This window comes from Halorubrum sp. SS7, assembly GCF_005435055.1.
GTDB lineage: Archaea > Halobacteriota > Halobacteria > Halobacteriales > Haloferacaceae > Halorubrum > Halorubrum salinarum.
The window spans coordinates 1-1,468 of sequence record NZ_SGXV01000092.1; the positions used below are offsets into that span (position 1 = coordinate 1).

Annotated in this window: 2 protein-coding genes; both read left to right on the top strand. The window is 64.6% G+C overall.

Annotated features, from left to right (window positions below; genetic code table 11):
- Window positions 1-1,037: extracellular solute-binding protein (locus EXE44_RS16770; protein WP_137717965.1), on the top strand; the 1,037-nt coding region annotated here is incomplete at its 5' end.
- Window positions 1,038-1,195: 158 nt separating this feature from the next.
- Window positions 1,196-1,447: a sugar ABC transporter permease gene (locus EXE44_RS20910; protein WP_199241248.1), complete on the top strand. Its 252-nt coding sequence runs from the start codon at window positions 1,196-1,198 to the stop codon at window positions 1,445-1,447.
- Window positions 1,448-1,468 lie beyond the last annotated feature (21 nt).

Below are 1,468 nucleotides of genomic sequence, written 5' to 3' on the forward strand. Positions count from 1 at the left end.
AACAGGAGATGGACGACGCGTTCATCTCCCGGGTCAAAGAGGAGGGCGTCCAGTCGATGCTCAACACGGGGACACACCCGGAGACCGGCGACCTGTACTCGGTCCCGGTGTTCCCCGACTTCCCGACGATCACGTACCGCAAGGACCTGCTCCGGGACGCGGGCTACGGCGACTCGGACTTCGATACGTGGCGGGGAGACCCGCCGACGTGGGGCGAGTTCTCACAGATCGTCACCGAGGCCATGGGCGGGGCCGACGTCGAGTACGGTCACCTCTGGCAGGGGAACAACTACGCCGGGCTGGCGTGTTGTACGTTCAACGAGTTCCTCACGAGCATGGGCGGCGCCTTCTTCGGCGGCCGGGACAACCTCTTCGGGCCGATCGGTGACCGGCCCGTCACCCTCGATTCGGAGGAGTCCATCGACGGGATCGAGGCCGCGGTCGACACCATCCACGGCACGGGCAGCGCCCCGATGGATATCGCGCGCATCTCGCCCCAGGAGGTTGCCGGCTGGGCCGAACCGGACACGAAGAGCGTCTTCGAGGACGGCAGCGCGGTCACCCAGCGCAACTGGACCTACTCCATCGGCGGGGCCTTGACCGCCTTCGAAGGGACGGACATGGAACTCGGCGTGATGCCACTGCCGAAGGGACCGAACGGGTCCTGGCACGCGCAGGGCGGGTGGATCATGTCGATGAACCCCTACACCGACAACATGGCGTCCGCGAAGGAAGTGATCAAGGCGTGGTGGGAGGACTCGGTGCTCAAGTACCAGTTCGACACGGCGAACTTCATGCCGCCGAAGCCGTCGCTGTACAGCTACGTCGAGCAGAGCGACACGTACGGACCGTACTTCGAAGCGCTCCAGTACTCGGCGGAGAACCTGATCCCCCGTCCGACGACGTCGGTGTGGCCGAGTCAGCGTAGTATCGTCGCCGACGAGGTCAACGCGGCGCTCCGTCAGGAGCAGACGCCACAGGAGGCGGCGACGGCGATGCAACAGCAGATCTCCGCCATCGAGGAGCAGTCGGGGTGACGGAGTCCAACTGACGGTCCCTCCCTGAGGGCGTCTCGGGTCCACCGAATTCGAACGATATGTAAAACAAACAATAATGATAAATATTCGTAATAAAAACACGTGGTCGATGTTCGTACCACAACAGCGGGCGGTCGCACAGGGAGGTGTCAGCCACCATGGCCGTTGAACAGGCGGGCCCGGAGGTGTCCGACGGGATACTGACACGGATCGCGACGCGGACGGAGAATTTGAGCGAGCAGGCGTACGCGTACCTGCTGTTGGTGCCGGCGTTCCTCGTCCTGCTTCTGTTCGCGTTCTGGCCGCTGGCGTCGGCGATCAGGATGTCGTTTTTCGCGGACGTGATCACCGGGATGTCGCGCTCCGCGAGCCGCCTCGCGGCGGTCTCGTCGGGCGTCACCACCGCGTAGTCGACGCCGTCGCGGGCGGCG

Bases quoted from the DNA above. Each gene is read 5' to 3' on its own strand.
- EXE44_RS20910 (WP_199241248.1), top strand. From the start codon at position 1,196: ATGGCCGTTGAACAGGCGGGCCCGGAGGTGTCCGACGGGATACTGACA.